3 protein-coding genes are annotated in these 2,079 nt (G+C 40.9%); 1 reads left to right on the top strand and 2 read right to left on the bottom strand.

The features are described 5' to 3' along the window. The coding region (locus DFP79_RS01685; RefSeq protein ID WP_133502228.1) for a transposase at positions 1-468 on the top strand (468 nt) is incomplete at its 5' end. 464 nt (positions 469-932) lie between these two features. On the opposite strand, the gene DFP79_RS01680 is transcribed toward DFP79_RS01685, so the two are convergent. Together DFP79_RS01680 and DFP79_RS01675 are read right to left on the bottom strand one after the other, a co-directional pair. Then, positions 933-1,409: a GNAT family N-acetyltransferase gene (locus DFP79_RS01680; protein ID WP_133502227.1), complete on the bottom strand. Its 477-nt coding sequence runs from the start codon at positions 1,407-1,409 to the stop codon at positions 933-935. Between the two features lie 135 nt (positions 1,410-1,544). Next, positions 1,545-1,973 (bottom strand): GNAT family N-acetyltransferase, encoded by a 429-nt coding sequence (locus DFP79_RS01675; RefSeq protein ID WP_133502226.1) that lies wholly within the window; start codon positions 1,971-1,973, stop codon positions 1,545-1,547. Positions 1,974-2,079 lie beyond the last annotated feature (106 nt).

Here is a 2,079-nt window from a genome sequence, read left to right as displayed (position 1 = left end):
GGAAATCAATGGTTCTTTGGACTAAAAGCACATATTGGTGTCGATGCAAAACGCGGCTTAGTGCATAGCTTTACTACTACACCCGCCAATGATCACGATCTAAACCAAATCCATAATCTCATACATGGCGAAGAGTCATTTGTGTCAGCCGACTCAGGCTACCGTGGTGTAGAAAAACGAGAGGAAACTAACGGAAAGAAGCTGGATTGGTTGATTGCTGAAATGCCCAGTAAGATACGAGCTTGGAAGAAACGTCCTCGTATAAATAAGAATCCCATCCGAACAGAGTATTTAAAGGCCAGTATCAGAGCCAAAGTCGAGTACCCGTTTAGAATACTAAAATGCCAGTTTGGCTTCCGAAAAGTCGTCTACAAAGGCTTGTCTAAGAATGACAATAAGCTTGCCGTCTTATTTGCACTTGGAAACTTACTGCGAGTCGACCAAATGATACGATCTGCACGGGGTTAGTCCATCTAGCGACTCCAAAAATGGGAGTAAAAATCCCAAAATGGCGTTAAAAGCGCTCGAAATTTATGTTTATAGAGCGCAAATGTAAAACTTCAACCCTGAGTGACTAATAGACTGAGTTATTCGCAGGTTCCTTAAGGGTTATACGGCGGCGCAGCCGCAGTTATAACCGTCTGTTGAACTGCCGCGTCTTTATATAGGAAATTTGCTTTTTTCATGATGCGACCTCCCTGTGTCTTTGCGGTGTACTATCGAGTGCTCTTGTCCTTAAATCAGGCTAATAAGACTCTTTTTGATCATTTTTTGATCGTCCATCTCTATAGTTTTACCCAGATCCTAGGCAATTGGCAAGCCTAACCTCTCAGGGTCTTTGACCTGATTCTATTCTCGCTGACATTCGAGCAAAGTTATGGGTGGCCTGCATTGCATTGGGAATCACGCTTAGGTTGTTTGTTATGTTGAGGCTACTCGCCTATCTTCTTTGACATATTGAAACCTGTAATTTCAAAACCAACGTCTTTATACAACTTAAGTGCACGCTCATTATGATAAGCCACTCTCAGTTTAATTTGATTAATACCACTAGATTTCAACTGATTTTCAAGCTCTGAGATTGATTGAGTCCCATAGCCGAAGCCTCGATACTCATTTGAAATATAAAAATCATAAATAAATGTAGATTTATCTTCAATTTTCACTGAATGCCAGAGATAACCTACAATCTTCATTTTATCGTCGATTTCAGCATCAATACACAGTAGAGAATGCTCACTACTTTCAAGCCCGTCTGGAAAACAACGGTGCAAGTCTTTCTTTGCCAACTCGATAGCAAGATCTAAAGAATGACCATAATTTGCGGCAATTTCCTGACTGTAATCGTCAATAAAATACTGACAATAATCTGGATATTCATCTTGCCGCATTTCTCTAAGTACAATCATATCAACCCTTTAAATACGATATATTCGAACCGCAACATACGCCGCATTAAGATGTGAGCAGCGCTTGGCTATACTTGAGCGAAGCGAAACTACCAAGCGTTGCGAATCACTCTTAAATGCTTTGTTATATGCGTGCTAGACATTACCACTGTCAGACGAATTAAAGGAAAACATCCGCACTTCATCACGAGGAAACCAACCCAATTTTTCATAGAATGATTGAGCATTAAGGTTTTCATTGGCTACAAACAGATGAGTTTTCGCTATACCCATTTTTTCAAGAGCATCTACTGCAGATGATATCAGTTTGGCACCAATACCTTTACCTCGACAGATCGAGTCGACCGCCAAGTGTTGCACGTAACCTCGACGACCGTCTGTACCCACTAAGATTGCACCAACAATAATGTCACCATCTAAAGCAACAAAGCTGAGGTTTGGGTTGCGTTCTAAGTATTTGCCAATGTTCTCTCTAGAATCTGCGTCACGCAACAACATGGCTTCTGTTTGAGACCATAATTCAATTACTTGAGAGTAATCTGAGATATCCATTTCTCTAATCAATGCTATTTTCCTTCTGAGCATATAACAATTAAGGGTTATACGGCGGCGCAGCCGCAGTTATAACCGTCTGTTGAACTGCCGCGTCTTTATATAGGGAATTTGCTTT

This window comes from Marinomonas balearica (assembly GCF_004362145.1).
Taxonomy (GTDB): domain Bacteria; phylum Pseudomonadota; class Gammaproteobacteria; order Pseudomonadales; family Marinomonadaceae; genus Marinomonas; species Marinomonas balearica.
Note: the sequence above shows the minus strand (reverse complement) of the source record. Positions and strands in the feature narration are given on the sequence as shown.

Bases quoted from the DNA above. Each gene is read 5' to 3' on its own strand.
- DFP79_RS01680 (WP_133502227.1), bottom strand. From the start codon at position 1,409: ATGATTGTACTTAGAGAAATGCGGCAAGATGAATATCCAGATTATTGT.